This window comes from Gordonia sp. 34D, from assembly GCF_056682775.1.
This window is the reverse complement of sequence record NZ_CM155293.1, coordinates 1,658,737-1,671,855: the sequence shown is the minus strand read 5'-3', so window position 1 is coordinate 1,671,855 and position 13,119 is coordinate 1,658,737. Positions and strand designations below refer to the sequence as shown.

The window sequence follows — 13,119 nt, the reverse complement described above, 5'->3', positions numbered from 1 at the left end:
TGATGCGGATCAACCGCTGGCCTGGGGCAGCGACTTGGAAATGAGTCCCGTCGACACCGTGATGTGGCGCGGTGACTCCGACCGGCGGCTGCGGTCGACGATCTGTGTGCTTGAGGTGTACGACACCGAACCCGATTGGAACCGGTTGATCGCGGCCCACGACTGGGGGAGTCGGATGGCCCCGCGGTTCCGGCAGCGGGTCGTCGAATCTCCGTTGCGTACGGGTACACCGAGCTGGCAGGTGGATCCAGACTTCGACCTGCACTATCACGTGCGCCGGGTGCGTGTTGCTGGCGACGGCTCGATGCGGGAGGTGTTTACCCTGTGTGAGCAGCTCGCGATGACTCCGCTCGATCCGGCACGACCGCCGTGGGAGGGCTATCTCATTGATGGTCTGGCCAGTGGCAAAACGGCGTATTTCTTGAAGGCGCACCACGCGCTCACCGATGGAATGGGTGCCATTTTGGTGCTGGCGCAGCTGCATTCCAAGAGTCGGGATCCGATTCCGGGTAAGCCGCAGCCACCGGCCCCGCCGGTGAAAGATCTGTCGGGACTGGGGGTGCTGACGCGTCAGGTAGAAGAGGAGATTGCGCGGATTCCTCGACTCGCGGGCATGGCGTTCGATGGCGTCAAGGCGCTTACCGATCCGAAGAAGGCGTTGAGCAGGGTACTTCGCTACGGTCGTTCGGTTCCGCGGGTTGCCGGAATGATCAGCCCGCCCGGGTCGCCGTTGCTGGCGGGGCGGAGTGTTTCGTGGCGGTTCAGTGCCTTCGAAGTGCCATTCGACGCGATCCGCGCGGCCAGTAAAGCCTCTGGTGCTTCGGTGAACGACGTCTACTTGGGTGGGCTTATTGGTGGGTTCCGGCTGTATCACGAGCGGATGGGGCAACCCGTTGAAGCGATCCCGGTCGCCATCCCCATTTCGGTGCGCCAACCCGACGACCCGGAGGGCGGCAACCGGATCGCCGTCGGACGACTGTCAGGTCCGACGGGAATCCGCGATCCGTTTGAGCGGGTCCTGACGATCCGCGAGCAGGTTCGCGCGGCTAGATCAGAACCGGCCGTCGACATTTTCAACACCATCGGCCCGGTACTTGCGTGGATCCCGGGACCGGTTCTCACCCAGTTCAGCGCGACTACCTCGCAGAACGACCTGCAGGCCAGCAACGTGCCCGGTATCCCGTGGGAAACCTTTGTTGCCGGTGCCAAGGTGGAACGCATGTACCCGTTCGGTCCGCTGCCGGGCTGCGCGGTAATGGCGACAATGATCACCCACAACGAAACGGCCTGCCTCGGTCTCAACTTCGACGCCGCCGCCATCACCGAATCCGAGTTGTTTGCCGACTGCGTCGTCGACGGGTTCAATGAAGTGTTGGAATTGGGGGAGAGTGCGGGACGGTTGGAGCGGGTGATCTAACGACGTCGCTCAACGGGCGATGCGGGTGAGTTTCTCGCGGTTTCGGACCGCATCGGTCCGCGTGATCCGATCGACGTCCACCTGCGGTCACACAGTTCTGCGGTTTGCGTGGCCACGACCGCCAGCATTGTGAAGGTGCGCACCAAGTCCGCAATCTGGCTCTAACCCGGCCAGTACATGCTGTCCGGCGTCGCTCGCGCACCAAAGATGGCCTGTCCCACGCGGACACAGGTGGAGCCCTCTTCGATGGCGAGTTCGTAGTCGCCAGACATGCCCATCGACAGGCCGCCGTCACCAATCAGGTCGGGAGTCTCCTCGCGGATCTGGTCGCGCAGCGAGCGAAGGAGTTGAAAGCACGGGCGGACGCGGTCAACGTCGTCGGAGAAGAGCGCCAACGTCATGAGGCCGCGCACACGAAGTGCCGAGTAGTTCGGGAGCTGGGTCAGTAGGTCGCGCACATCGCTGGGGTCGAGGCCGTACTTGCTGTCTTCATCGGACGTGTTGACCTGCACGTACACGTCAATGCTGCGCCCCGCGGCCTGCAGTCGGCGGTCGAGGGCCTCGGCGACGCGGAGGCTATCGAGGGCTTGGAACTCGTCGGCAAACGCAGCGACATCCTTGGCCTTGTTGGTCTGCAGGTGGCCGATCACCGACCACGACACGTCGAGGTCGGCGAGGTTGCCGTGCTTACGCTTGGCTTCTTGAACCTTGTTCTCACCCAACTGATGACACCCCGCAGCAATGGCGTTGACGATCCGTTCTTCCGGGACCGTCTTGCTGACGGGCAGCAGTCGTACCTCTGCCGGGTCACGTCCAGCCTTACGCGCCGCAGCATCAATCTTGGCCTGGACGGCGTCGATGTTTCGGCGGAAGTCGGCGACCTCCACGGCGGTCCGGAATTCAGGATGCGACGGTGCAGCAGGATCGGTCATGTATCGATTATCCCGCGCTGGCAAATTGGAAAGCTGCGATGCCTGGCCGCGAACTTCAGTCCGCCCCTTCGTCGACTGCCTAGGGTGGGGTGAGGCCCGTGAGATTCCGAGAGTGGAGAGCCCTTGATGAGTAGTCCCGCGAAAAACAACGGCAGTCCGGTTAGCGAAGCGGTCCTCGAACGCGATGGCCTGATCTTGCGGGCAGGGGTCTACGGCGACTCCGCAGCACCGGTCGCGCTGCTCGTGCACGGCTTTCCCGACACCCCGCACAGTTGGGACGCCGTCGTGCCGAGGCTTGTCGCTGGCGGCTATCGCGTGGTGGTTCCGTGGCTCCGGGGCTACACCGCCGAGTCTGTGAATCCCAACGCTCGCTACGACATTCCGACCGTGGCCAGCGATCTCATCGCCTGGCAGGAGTGGGCTGGTGGAGAACCGGTGCACTTGATCGGGCACGACTGGGGTTCGGTCGCGGCGACTATCGCGGTCAAGCAGGCACCGGAGCGTTGGCGATCGGTCAGCTTGCTCGCCGTGCCGCCGATGGGTGGACGTGTTACGAGTGCGGCGGTCCTACGTGCCGTTCCGCGTCAGCTGGTGATGTCGTCGTACATGTTGGTGATGCAGTCGGGCCTGTCTCCGCGACTCCTCGCCCGCAACGATGCGGCGTTTGTGCGGTGGCTATGGCGACGATGGTCGCCGACTTGGGATTTCACTGACGCGGACTTCGCGCCCACGCGGGAAGTTTTCGTCGACAAAGAACGTGGCTGGGCTACGACCCGTTACTACCGATCGATCTTTACCCCGAACCGGGCCTATACGCGTGAGTTCATGCGCCTAGCGCAAGCCGACTATCCGGTGCAGGTGCCGACTTTGTCACTCGCGGGCGAGAACGACGGGTGCATGAGCGCGGCGTTCCATACGGCAATGAATCAGCTGCATCCGCAGATCGACGCCGTGCTTTTGCCCGGATGCGGGCACTTCTTGCATGCCGAGAAGCCGGCGGTCGTCGCCGATGAAATGCTCAAGCATTTGGGCAGGCACTCGTGACCGGCGGAATACTTCAGGAGCGAAGGGGGCTGGACTGACTATGAAGAAGATTGGCTTTCTATCCTTTGGTCATTGGTCTGATACGCCTGGCTCCCAAGTGAATTCAGCGTCGGATGCGCTCTTGCAATCGATCGATCTGGCGGTCGCCGCAGAAGAACTGGGCGCCGACGGCGCGTACTTTCGGGTGCATCACTTCGCACAACAACTAGCGTCGCCATTCCCGCTGCTATCCGCGATTGGCGCGAAGACTTCTCGCATCGAGATCGGCACCGGGGTGATCGACATGCGCTAGAGCATGTCGCGGTTGTGACACTCGTTCCGTAAGCTTGGTTGCATGGTCGAACTGGTAGCGCTGAGGAAGACGAACGAGGTGGCCGCGTACGTCCGCGCCTCCATGGACCGCAAGGGCGACCGCTGGACGGTCGATACGCAGCTGAGGAAGATCAGGGCGCTGGCCGAGGCCAAGGACTGGAACGTCGTCGAGGTCTACGAGGACAACGCCGTGTCGGCGACGAAGAAGCGCCGCGCTGGCACCCGCTGGGCCGAGATGCTGGACGACGCCCGCGCGGGCCGCTTCTCGATGGTGGTCGCCGTGGACATGGACCGGCTGCTGCGCAGCACGAAGGACCTCAACACCTTGATTGACCTGGGGCTGCGGGTCGTCACCGTGGACGGCGAGATCGACCTCTCGACGGCCGACGGTGAGTTCCGAGCGACGATGCTCGCGGCACTGGCCCGGTTCGAGGCCAGGCGTAAGGCGGAGCGTCAGATCAGGTCGAACGAGCGCCGACGCTTCGAGGGCATCCCGACGAGCGCCTGGAAGGCGTTCGGGTGGACGCGAGAGGGCGAGCTGATCCCGGAGGAGGCCGACGCCGTCCGGCGGGCCTTCGCCGCGTTCCTCGGCGAGCCGTCGCTGTCGATCCGGCGAATCCGCGAGGATCTGAACGGTGCCGGTCATCTCACCGCCCGCGGGTCGGAGTTCTCCGTCGATGCCGTGCGCTACCTCCTGGCGAACCCGCTCTACGCTGGCTACATCAAGCACTACGCGTCGGGCGAGCTGTACCCGGTGCAGGGCGACGCGTTCCCGCCCATCGTCGGCGAGCAAACGTGGCGGGCCGCGGTGGCGAAGCTGGAGGACAACGTGCGAAGGTCGGCGAGGCAGGGTAACCAGCCGAAGTACCTTCTGTCCACGATCGGGCTGTGCGGGAAGTGCGGCGCGACGCTCGTCTCCGGGACGAACAGTCGCAAGCAGCCGACGTACCGCTGCGGCGAGCAGTTCCATCTCACCCGCCAGCGCGAGCCCGTCGATGCGATGGTGACCGAGGCGGTGCTCACCCGCTTGTCCTCGGTGGATGTGCACAACCTCGTGATGCCGCAGGAGGACGATGGGCCAGATCACGAGGAGTTGCTGACGGAGCGGAACGCCCTGGTCGAGCGGGTGAAGGAGCTGAGCCCGCTGCTGCGTGACATCCATCAGCCGGTCCTGGAGATCACGGCGGCGATCAACGACGTGAAGGCCCGCATCGATGAGATCGACGCGGAGCTGCTCGACCGTTCGGTGTCGGTGGCGGCGAAGTTGCTCGCGGACGTGGACGAGCCGGTCGGCACCGCGGAGCGCCGCGAGGTGGTCGAGGCGAAGTGGAAGACGTTGGACGTGGACCGCCGCCGGATGCTCGTGGACGAGCTGGTGACGGTGACCATCGAGCCCATCGCGCCCGGTCACGTGAAGTTCGACCCCGACCTCATTCGTATAGAGCCGCGTCGCGACTGACACGCGAGTCGACTCGTCAGTGGACTGGTGAGTCGACTCGTGGGAGAATGGTTGCAGACAAGAAGATCCCACCGGGGGCCAGACTTTGAAGCTGGCGGTACTACTCCCGGATGAGTAGCCGGTCAAACAGCCCAATTACCGTGGCGGGGAACCGGAAGCACACTCATGTTTGAGGACTTCCGATGTCTGTCGTTATCGACGCTCCCCGCGCATCTGCGCTGGACTGCCCTGGGCTCGACCAGGATTCGACCCCCGATCCGCAGGCTGATGGGCTCGATCCCGTCATCGCTGCCGCCCTCGCCGCCGGTCGCCGAGCTGGTGAGCGCCTGGCCCGCACGCCGCTGACTCCGCGCCAGCGGGCCGCGGTCGCCGCCGTGATGGGTGGTGATCGCTGATGAGCGCCAACTCCGCCGCCTTCGCCCACGTGAACGGCTTCCGCTGGCGTGTGGGCGACCCCACCCTCGCCGACAGCGAAGCGCACCTCTACGACCTCGGCGTGCTCCGCTCCGTGCTGGAGGAGGCCGTCGAGATGGCCGTCGCCGATGCCCGCGCCGACGGGGTGACCTGGGCCAAGATCGGCGACGCCCTCGGCGTCACGCATCAGGCCGTCATCAAGCGTTACCGCAAGGGTGGTGCCCGATGAACGCCGCCGAACGCACCAGCGCCACCGCTCCCGCTGACCTGACCAGCCCGACCGATGGGCCTGGCCTGGCATCCGCCGGAGGCGGGCTGCCCGTCGTCGTGATGCCCGTCCTCATCCGTGCTCCGCACTCCAAGAGTTCTGGAAGCCTCATCCGTTCCTACGGGCGCGGCAAGGGCTTGTCGATTGCCGCGCCATGCAACAACATGCCTGGTCAGCTGCCGGTTTCGCCTTAGCTCCACCGCGTGACCCCGCAGGATCATTTGGGGGTCAATAGGGGGTCATTTAAGGCGCCGCACGCTCCTTCCGACGTCCTGGGCGGTGGTCGCCGTGGCTAAGCAGGAGAACAACCCGACGAGCATCGGGCTCACGCAGTACCTCGATCCGTCGTACTGGACCTGGGCCGCCGAGGACGCGAACGGGGCCGCGCTGCTCCAGCAGGGAGCCGGGGCGATCCTCGCCTACGTGGTGCAGCGGCTCGAGGCGATCGGCTGTGAGGTCGTCGAGGCCTACGGCATCGTGCACGACAAGGACGAGCGCGAGGTCTGGAGCGACACCGAGAAGACCCTCGTGGTCGAGCCGAAGCCGGATCACCTGCACGCGGTGATCAAGTTCGCCAGCCGCGCGAAGAGCGCGCCTCTGGATCGGCTCGCGTTTGGCATCGGCGTCGAACCGCAGTACGTCGAGAAGCCCGGTCGCGGGCGGTACGCCTTCGACAACATGCTCTCGTACCTGACGCACGTGAAGTACGCGGACAAGCACCAGTACGCGCCTTCGGAGGTCGCCACGGTGCGCGGGCCGGACTACCTCGGCATCGACGCCCAGCGCCGGGAGACGTGGCTCAAGGGTCGCGCCCACGTGAAGAAGAAGGTCGTCGCCGAGAACTTCGAGGACATGCGCGAGCGCGTGCTCCAGGGCGAGATCACGCGCGATCAGATCATGCTTACCGATGAACTGTTCGACATCTACTCGCGGCATCAGCGGGAGATCGACGATGCCCTGTCCGCCTACGGTCAACGCCGCGCGTACCGGGCGGCGGCGAAGCTCCGCGCCGGTGAGTTCTCGACGCACGTGGTATTCGTGCACGGGGATGCCGGTATCGGCAAGACCCGGTTCGCCACGGACTTCATCACCGAGGCGATCAACGCGGCGAACGCCCACGGCGAGCGGTGGCAGGTCTACCGGGCCGCCACGGGGAACCCCCTCGATGACTGGCGCGGGGAGGAAGTGCTGCTGCTCGACGATCTGCGCGCCTCGGCGATGGACGCGAACGACTGGCTGCTGCTGCTCGATCCGTACAACGCCTCCCCGGCGAAGGCGCGCTATAAGAACAAGGGCGAGGTGGCCCCGCGTCTCATCGTCATCACGGCGACGATCGAGCCCGTCGAGTTCTTCTACTACGCCCGTCAGAAGGGCAACGTGGACGAGGCGCTGGACCAGTTCATCCGCCGCCTGGCCTCGGTCGTGAAGGTCTACCGTGCCGACGAGATCAACCGCTACCTCGTGCAGCAAATCGGAAGGATCGAGCCCTACGAGTGGCATCAGTGCAGCGTTCCGGCCGCCGCGCACACGCCCGGCATGTACGGGAACGCGTACCACCGGAACGCCGGGTCGCGGGAACTGACCTACGGTCCGGAGACCTCGGCCGACCACGACGCGGACGGCGCGGTCGCGGAGCTGCTGAGCGGGCTCGCCGTGCGGAGTCCGGACGTGCCGCTGGCACTGATCGGAGGTGCCGCATGAGCACCGAACTGGACGCGCTCTTCCAGGGGGTCGAGGGGGCCGGAGGCCCCTCGCAAGCAGGCATGGAGGACACGAGCGTCAGCGATGTGTCCGACATGCCTACTGCTTGCCACTCTGGCGTACAGGTGGAGCAGCAGACCGACTCCCAGGTGAACACGGGTCGGGCTGATGCGGAGGCTGTGCGGCAGAGTCACGGCGGCGCGAAGCGTCGTCGTGGGGGCCGCGCGAAGCTCGATACCGACTTCGGAGAGGCCACGCTCGCGGCGCTTCGCACTCGTGCGAAGCGGCTCGGGCTGGCTCCGAGCACGTGGGTGCGGGCCGTCGTGCGCGATGCCCTCCACGCCTCTCGGAGCGAGGAGCTGGACGCCGCCGTGGCCGCGCACCTGCTCGGCGTCGAGGCGCGCGCGCAGGTGTCGGCGGACGCGCGCGAGCTGGCCGCGCAGATCCGCCCGCTGGCGATCAACGTCAACGACCTGGACCACCGAGCACGTGCCGGTGAGGCGGTGGCGCTGTCGTCGGAGGTGCCCGAGCTGATCGAGCTGCTGCGCGAGGTCCGCGCCCTGCTCGGTGATCGGACGGCGTCATGAGCACGACGCACTACAGCCCGAGCGCCAGCGCCGCCGACACGGAGCGCTATATCCGGGGCAAGGAGGACGAGCGGGGCGTCGCGATCACGTGCGATGTGCCGGGAGGCCCCGGCGCGTTCTCGGCGCGCGCTCGGGCGCTCACGCAGAACACGACGCGCGAGGTCGAGGCGCTGCACTACCGCCAGTCGTTCAGCGACGAGGAGTTCGACCCGAAGAACCCCGAACACGTGCAGCGGGTGAACGACCTGGGCTACCAGCTCGCCAAGAAGATGCACCCGGATTCCGACTGCCTCGTCGTCAGTCATGTGGATGGGCGGGGAAAGAAGCCGCACAACCATATTTTGGTTCTCAATCACAACCACCGCACGGGAAAGGCGCTCTCGGACTATCGCACGTTCCACGACCGCAAGGCCGGGAATCAGAAGGGCGTGCAGTCGGCGAACGACGAGCTGATGCGCGAGCACGGGCTCTCGGTCGTGAAGCGGCTGGAGCACGCGCCGAAGGACTGGGAGCTGCGCCGCGAAGACTTCGCCGAGGGGTCGCTCGACCGCGAGATGGGCGACCGGATGAGTGCGGCGCTGGCCGATCCCCGCGCGGTGGACAAGGCCGGTCTGGTCTCGGTGATCGAGGAGCAGAACCAGCAGCTCGGTGATGACGGGGATCGGGTGCCACGGATGCGGCTGCACAGCCCCGTCAGCAAGAAGGGCAAACGCGCCGGGCAGGAGACCTGGACGCTCTACATCGAGGACCGCCGCGGCGAGTCCGGGCGTGCCGAGCGCCGCAAGCGCACGAGCGCACTCTCGGCGGACTTCACCCCGGAGGGCGCGCAGGCGTTCTTCGACTACCACCAGCAGCAGAAGGAGCAGGAACATGAGCGCAGCACTCGACAGGCTGAAGCAGCAGAACGGGCCCGTGCAGTCGCCGCAACCGCTCGGCAGTCCGGAGACGATGGAGCTGTTGACCTCGATCCTCGCCGCCGTCGAGGCGCAGAATTCGAGGATCGCCACGCTGACCGAGCAGCAGAAGAAGCTCGCGGGGTTCGTGAAGGTGGACAGCGAGGAGCAGGAGAAGCAGCTCTCCGCGATCTCGCATCAGCTGACCTCAACGTCGCCGCCGCCGGAGTCGAACGAGAACAGCGAACTGCTCGCCGGAATCGCGTCCACTCTCGCGGGTATGAGCGTGAACCTCAACGGGGAGAGTCTGAAGGGCTCAGCCTCTAAGTCCGAGGCTGCCGCCAAGCATCTCGATGAGAGCCGGGCTAAGTTCGAGCGGGCCGCGAACGGTGCGCAGAAGGCCTGGCGGGAGTCGATCACCCAAGCCAGCGCCGAGGCGACGAGTGCGATCAGCACGGCCCGGGATCAGGCTGTGCAGTCGATCGAGAGGGCCGCTGCCGACGCCGGGGCCGTGGCAACAACCAAGATTGACGCCGCGAACGAGCGGGCCGAAAAGATCATCGCCACAACGGCGAAGCTGGAGGCCCGTCAGCTTTGGTCTGTCGCCGCGTCGATGTGCCTCGCGCTGCTGTCGGTCGCAGTGATCGTCGCGGGTGTTTGGATGGCCGTCGCCGGGCTTATCACGGGCGCTCAGTGGGCCCTCGACGTGGACGGGAGCGTGTGGCTCGGGATCGGTCGCTGGCTCGTGGTCTCCATGGGCCTCGCCGGGGCCGGCTACGGACTCTTCGCGTCCGTCCGCTGGGTCGCCGGTCTCGTGGAGACCTGGAAGGGCCGCGGGATGCCGAGGTGGCCCCGTTGGCGGTGATGGCTGGATCCGATCGAGCTACCGGTTCCGATCAGCAGTCGAAGGATTTTCGCAGCAGCCAGTCCTGCGGCCTCGGTGCCGCCGCCGTAGCCTGACGAGCATCCCGGCCGTGACGGCCATCGCGACGGCGATCCCGGCACCGATGATCCAGGGATTGCCGAGGAGCCCTCCGACGCCTGCGAGTGCTCCGCCCGCCGCGATGAGCGGCAGGCCGCAGCAGAGCAGCAACGGAAGCGCGCAGCATGCCAGTAGGAGCAGCCCGGTCCCTGCGGCGACGATGGGACCGGCGCGCCGTTCGTCGCGGTCGTGATCGGCGCTCATCGTCTGCACCTCTTCCGGATGAGATCTCCCCGATTGCATGCGTTGCCGTTCATGCGCAGCACGAGAGCAGTGACGGGTCGGTGGTGAAGGACTTCGCGGCGATCCGGATGCCTTCGGTCATGGTCAGGTAGGGGGCCCAGGCGTCGGCGACTTCGGCGATGGTCTTGCCGAGCACGTGGACGCCTGCGGCGGCGAGTTCCCCGGCGTCCTTGGCGACGGCGGTGAGGCCGAGGATCTCGCTCGTATCGGCGTTCACGACGATCTTGATGAACCCGCGGGTGTCGCGGTTGATCACCGCCCGGGGCACATACTCCAGGGGCAGCACGCGGCAGTCGCAGCGGATCCCCGCGGCGACGACCTCCTTCTCGGTCATCCCGACCGCGCCGATCGCCGGTCCGGTGAACGTCACCCGCGGCAGATGGGAGTAGTCGACGGACCGGTCGGCGTCGGCGAACGCGTTCTCGGCAACGAGGGTGCCGTGGTGGGCCGCGACGTAGACGAACTCCGGGTGCCCGGTCACGTCGCCCGCGGCCCAGATCCGCGGGTTCGACGACTGCAGATGGTCGGAGACGACCACCTCGCCGGAGTCCCCGGTCTTCACCCCGACCGCATCGAGGTTCAAGCCGTCGGTGACGGGACGGCGTCCGAGGGCGACGAGCACCTGGTCGGCGCGGAACTCCTGCGAGCCGCCGGACACGTCCGCGGTAACCACGACCTGCCCGGTCGCCGCGTCCCGGGACACCCGGGTCGGCACCGCGCGGCGGACCACCCGGATGCCCTCGTCGGCGAACACCTCCTGCAGTGTCCGGGACACCTCCGGCTCCTCCTTCGACGCGAGCCGGGACCGCACCAGCACGGTGACCTGGGAGCCGAGGCGGGCGAACAGCTGCGCCTGCTCCAGGGCAACGTAGCCGCCGCCGAGCACCAGCATCGACTCGGGGACCTCGGTCAGGTCCATCGCCGTGGTCGAGGTCAGGTACCCGGCCTCGTCCAGGCCGTCGATCGGCGGAGCCCACGGCCGCGCACCGGTGGCGACCAGGTAGTGCTCGGCCTCGATCGTCTCGACCGCTCCGTCTGCGGCGGTGACCTCCAACACCGGCGCGTCCGGGGTGCCCGCGAACCCGGCGTCTCCCCGCCGGACGTGCCACCCGTATGAATCGGCGACGTCGGCGTACTTCTCGCCCCGCATCGTCTCGACCAACGCCTGCTTCCCGGCGATCAGCGCGGGCATGTCCACTGGGCCTGCCGTCGTCGCGATCCCCGGGAACCGGTCGGCGGCGTCGGCGGCGACGTGCCGTGCATCGGCGGCGGCGATGAGGGCCTTCGACGGCACGCAGCCCGTGTTCACGCAGGTGCCGCCGAGCGTGCCACGCTCGATCATCACCACCGACTTCCCGAGCATGGTCGCGCGAATCGCGGCGGCGAACGCTCCGCCGCCCGATCCGATGATGGCGAGATCGTACTTCGTAGGCATCGCTGCTCCCGTCAAGGCTTGGACTTCTGTTCCGTTTCAGCCATACTGGACCTTCCAGTGCAGGGGAAGGTCAAGCGTGGCCCCTGCCGAATGATCGGAGGCCGCAATGCGCATCGGAGAACTCGCCGAACGCGCGGGCACCACCTCGAAGACGCTCCGGTTCTACGAAGAGCAGGGACTGCTGCCCCCGGCCGACCGGACGCCATCCGGGTACCGCGACTACGCGCCCGACGCCGTCGCCCGGATCGACTTCGTTCACCGTGGCCAGGCCGCAGGCCTCACCCTCGCCCAGATCCGCCAAATCCTCGACATCCGCGACAGCGGCCACGCGCCCTGCGAGCACGTGCGAGACCTCCTCGACGCGCGCCTGGCCGAGATCGAGCAGCAGATCGCCCAGCTCACCGCCCTGCACGGCACCATCGCCGACCTCCGGCACGACGCCGCGCACCCGGACCCCGACACATGCAGCCCAGACCAGGTCTGCCGGTACCTGTAGAGGGACGCGGACCGAGAAAACGAGAGCCATAACACGAACATGCGCTATGAGAATCCGCTCTACACGGCCGAAGATGCCGGCGCTGCCGACCTCATCTCCGGCGGCCGACTCCAGTTGGGGATCTCGCGCGGCTCGCCCGAGCAAGTGCAAGAAGGCTACAAATACTTCGGGTACGCACCCGAAGAAGGCCATACGATCGCCGACATGGCGCGCAAGCGTGCGGATGTCTTCATGCGCGTGATCTCGGGAGAGAAGTTCGCCAAGCCCAACCCCAGTCCGATGTTCCCGAACCCGCCCGGCCCACTCCGCATCGAGCCGTACTCGCCCGGCTTGCGGGACCGCATCTGGTGGGGTGCGGCAACGCGCGCGACTGCTGAATGGACTGCACGCCAGGGCCTCAATCTCATGAGTTCGACCCTCCTCACCGAGGACACCGGCGTTCCGTTCCACCAGTTGCAGGCCGAACAGATCCAGCGTTTCCGCGATGAGTGGAAAGCTCACGGATTCGAGCGGGAGCCTCGGGTTTCGGTGAGCCGCAGCATCTTCCCGCTCATCGATGACACTGACCGACTCTATTTCGGTGCCCGTGGTCGTGACAGCGAGGACCAGATCGGTGTCATCGAAGGGGAAAGGTCCCGATTCGGCCGCAGCTACGCCGACGAGCCCGACAAACTCATCGAACAACTGCGGGGCGACGAAGCTATCGCCGCCGCAGACACGCTGCTGTTGACGGTGCCGAACCAGTTGGGCGTCGACTACAACGCCCACGTCATCGAATCGGTTCTGACTCACGTGGCACCGGCGTTGGGCTGGCGGTGATCGGCAACTTGGATGAGTGCACTACTCGATTCGAACCGCGACCTCGTTCGACCTCGCTGCAGCAGCGCACACACTTGCGCTGGCCTTTGACCAGTACCCGTGGACACGGTGGTCGAT

General features: G+C 66.5%; 14 protein-coding genes and 2 pseudogenes. 13 read left to right on the top strand and 3 right to left on the bottom strand.

What is annotated here, in order from left to right:
- Positions 1 to 40 precede the first annotated feature (40 nt).
- Positions 41 to 1,417, top strand: coding sequence for a wax ester/triacylglycerol synthase domain-containing protein (locus tag AC1L34_RS07760; RefSeq protein ID WP_480035323.1), 1,377 nt, complete (start codon positions 41 to 43; stop codon positions 1,415 to 1,417).
- 161 nt (positions 1,418 to 1,578) lie between these two features.
- On the opposite strand, the gene AC1L34_RS07755 is transcribed toward AC1L34_RS07760, so the two are convergent.
- Entirely contained in the window at positions 1,579 to 2,349 is a 771-nt protein-coding gene (locus tag AC1L34_RS07755) for a YggS family pyridoxal phosphate-dependent enzyme (RefSeq protein WP_480035256.1), read from the bottom strand.
- 126 nt (positions 2,350 to 2,475) lie between these two features.
- Between AC1L34_RS07755 and AC1L34_RS07750 the strand changes: the two genes are divergently transcribed.
- The 10 genes and pseudogenes from AC1L34_RS07750 to AC1L34_RS07705 all read left to right on the top strand — a co-directional run bounded on the left by AC1L34_RS07750 (position 2,476) and on the right by AC1L34_RS07705 (position 9,892).
- Positions 2,476 to 3,393 (top strand): alpha/beta fold hydrolase, encoded by a 918-nt coding sequence (locus AC1L34_RS07750; protein ID WP_480035255.1) that lies wholly within the window; start codon positions 2,476 to 2,478, stop codon positions 3,391 to 3,393.
- 40 nt (positions 3,394 to 3,433) lie between these two features.
- Positions 3,434 to 3,682: pseudogene (locus AC1L34_RS07745) on the top strand (LLM class flavin-dependent oxidoreductase); the annotation flags it as partial.
- A gap of 45 nt (positions 3,683 to 3,727) precedes the next feature.
- Positions 3,728 to 5,164, top strand: a complete 1,437-nt coding sequence (locus AC1L34_RS07740; RefSeq protein ID WP_061225161.1) for a recombinase family protein — start codon at positions 3,728 to 3,730, stop codon at positions 5,162 to 5,164.
- A gap of 182 nt (positions 5,165 to 5,346) precedes the next feature.
- Entirely contained in the window at positions 5,347 to 5,559 is a 213-nt protein-coding gene (locus AC1L34_RS07735) for a hypothetical protein (RefSeq protein ID WP_053446998.1), read from the top strand.
- Complete coding sequence (locus AC1L34_RS07730; RefSeq protein ID WP_035123395.1) at positions 5,559 to 5,807, top strand: helix-turn-helix domain-containing protein; 249 nt, start codon at positions 5,559 to 5,561, stop codon at positions 5,805 to 5,807. Before AC1L34_RS07735 ends, AC1L34_RS07730 begins: the two co-directional genes overlap by 1 nt.
- Entirely contained in the window at positions 5,804 to 6,040 is a 237-nt protein-coding gene (locus AC1L34_RS07725) for a hypothetical protein (RefSeq protein WP_480035254.1), read from the top strand. Before AC1L34_RS07730 ends, AC1L34_RS07725 begins: the two co-directional genes overlap by 4 nt.
- Before the next feature lie 94 nt (positions 6,041 to 6,134).
- Entirely contained in the window at positions 6,135 to 7,547 is a 1,413-nt protein-coding gene (locus AC1L34_RS07720; RefSeq protein WP_480035253.1) for a Rep family protein, read from the top strand.
- Complete coding sequence (locus tag AC1L34_RS07715) at positions 7,544 to 8,134, top strand: hypothetical protein (RefSeq protein WP_035123391.1); 591 nt, start codon at positions 7,544 to 7,546, stop codon at positions 8,132 to 8,134. The genes AC1L34_RS07720 and AC1L34_RS07715 overlap by 4 nt, the downstream gene beginning before the upstream one ends.
- Positions 8,131 to 9,354, top strand: coding sequence for a relaxase/mobilization nuclease domain-containing protein (locus AC1L34_RS07710; RefSeq protein ID WP_480035252.1), 1,224 nt, complete (start codon positions 8,131 to 8,133; stop codon positions 9,352 to 9,354). The genes AC1L34_RS07715 and AC1L34_RS07710 overlap by 4 nt, the downstream gene beginning before the upstream one ends.
- Positions 9,308 to 9,892: a hypothetical protein gene (locus AC1L34_RS07705; protein WP_480035251.1), complete on the top strand. Its 585-nt coding sequence runs from the start codon at positions 9,308 to 9,310 to the stop codon at positions 9,890 to 9,892. Before AC1L34_RS07710 ends, AC1L34_RS07705 begins: the two co-directional genes overlap by 47 nt.
- A gap of 18 nt (positions 9,893 to 9,910) precedes the next feature.
- Here AC1L34_RS07705 and AC1L34_RS07700 read toward each other — a convergent pair whose 3' ends face one another.
- Together AC1L34_RS07700 and merA are read right to left on the bottom strand one after the other, a co-directional pair.
- Entirely contained in the window at positions 9,911 to 10,213 is a 303-nt protein-coding gene (locus tag AC1L34_RS07700; protein WP_081275423.1) for a hypothetical protein, read from the bottom strand.
- A 49-nt stretch (positions 10,214 to 10,262) separates the two neighbouring features.
- Positions 10,263 to 11,687 carry a mercury(II) reductase gene (gene merA / locus AC1L34_RS07695; RefSeq protein WP_061225165.1) on the bottom strand — a complete coding sequence of 475 codons (1,425 nt, stop codon included), beginning with the start codon at positions 11,685 to 11,687 and terminating at the stop codon, positions 10,263 to 10,265.
- Between the two features lie 106 nt (positions 11,688 to 11,793).
- Here merA and AC1L34_RS07690 point away from each other — a divergent pair, with 106 nt between their 5' ends.
- Together AC1L34_RS07690 and AC1L34_RS07685 are read left to right on the top strand one after the other, a co-directional pair.
- Positions 11,794 to 12,183 (top strand): heavy metal-responsive transcriptional regulator, encoded by a 390-nt coding sequence (locus AC1L34_RS07690; RefSeq protein WP_042529932.1) that lies wholly within the window; start codon positions 11,794 to 11,796, stop codon positions 12,181 to 12,183.
- A 36-nt stretch (positions 12,184 to 12,219) separates the two neighbouring features.
- Positions 12,220 to 13,002, top strand: a pseudogene (locus tag AC1L34_RS07685) (LLM class flavin-dependent oxidoreductase); the annotation flags it as partial.
- Positions 13,003 to 13,119: the final 117 nt, after the last annotated feature.

Bases quoted from the DNA above. Each gene is read 5' to 3' on its own strand.
- AC1L34_RS07760 (WP_480035323.1), top strand. From the start codon at position 41: ATGAGTCCCGTCGACACCGTGATGTGGCGCGGTGACTCCGACCGGCGG.
- AC1L34_RS07755 (WP_480035256.1), bottom strand. From the start codon at position 2,349: ATGACCGATCCTGCTGCACCGTCGCATCCTGAATTCCGGACCGCCGTG.
- AC1L34_RS07750 (WP_480035255.1), top strand. From the start codon at position 2,476: ATGAGTAGTCCCGCGAAAAACAACGGCAGTCCGGTTAGCGAAGCGGTC.
- AC1L34_RS07740 (WP_061225161.1), top strand. From the start codon at position 3,728: ATGGTCGAACTGGTAGCGCTGAGGAAGACGAACGAGGTGGCCGCGTAC.
- AC1L34_RS07735 (WP_053446998.1), top strand. From the start codon at position 5,347: ATGTCTGTCGTTATCGACGCTCCCCGCGCATCTGCGCTGGACTGCCCT.
- AC1L34_RS07730 (WP_035123395.1), top strand. From the start codon at position 5,559: ATGAGCGCCAACTCCGCCGCCTTCGCCCACGTGAACGGCTTCCGCTGG.
- AC1L34_RS07725 (WP_480035254.1), top strand. From the start codon at position 5,804: ATGAACGCCGCCGAACGCACCAGCGCCACCGCTCCCGCTGACCTGACC.
- AC1L34_RS07715 (WP_035123391.1), top strand. From the start codon at position 7,544: ATGAGCACCGAACTGGACGCGCTCTTCCAGGGGGTCGAGGGGGCCGGA.
- AC1L34_RS07710 (WP_480035252.1), top strand. From the start codon at position 8,131: ATGAGCACGACGCACTACAGCCCGAGCGCCAGCGCCGCCGACACGGAG.
- AC1L34_RS07705 (WP_480035251.1), top strand. From the start codon at position 9,308: ATGAGCGTGAACCTCAACGGGGAGAGTCTGAAGGGCTCAGCCTCTAAG.
- AC1L34_RS07700 (WP_081275423.1), bottom strand. From the start codon at position 10,213: ATGAGCGCCGATCACGACCGCGACGAACGGCGCGCCGGTCCCATCGTC.
- merA (WP_061225165.1), bottom strand. From the start codon at position 11,687: ATGCCTACGAAGTACGATCTCGCCATCATCGGATCGGGCGGCGGAGCG.
- AC1L34_RS07690 (WP_042529932.1), top strand. From the start codon at position 11,794: ATGCGCATCGGAGAACTCGCCGAACGCGCGGGCACCACCTCGAAGACG.